Raw genomic sequence first — 265 nt, forward strand, 5'->3', positions numbered from 1 at the left:
TTCAGGTCCCGGTGCACGACACCCGCCCGGTGGATGTCGCGCAGCGCCTCGACGAGTCCCAGCGCGAGCCTGCGCAGGTCCTGCCCGCCCAACGGCCCGTCCTGGGCCACTATTTCGGCCAGTGTGCGACCTGGCACGTACAGCGTCGCCAGCCACGGCTGTTCGGCGTCCGAATCGGCGTCCACGACCGAGGCGGTGAACGCCCCGCTCACCCGGCGCGCCGCCGCGACCTCCTGCCGGAAGTGGGCCCGGAACTCCTCGTCCA

The 265-nt window shown here is 72.5% G+C and carries 1 protein-coding gene (cut by a window edge); it reads right to left on the reverse strand.

Features of this window, described 5'->3' with window-relative positions; all coding sequences use genetic code 11:
• Positions 1 to 265 carry part of the coding region annotated (locus CCL05_RS43340; protein ID WP_425276000.1) for a protein kinase family protein on the reverse strand (this coding region is incomplete at both ends). 294 nt of the annotated region lie to the left of the window's left edge, so 265 of the 559 annotated nt are shown.

The organism is Streptomyces africanus (genome assembly GCF_002150735.1).
In the GTDB taxonomy this organism is placed as follows: Bacteria; Actinomycetota; Actinomycetes; order Streptomycetales; family Streptomycetaceae; genus Streptomyces; species Streptomyces africanus.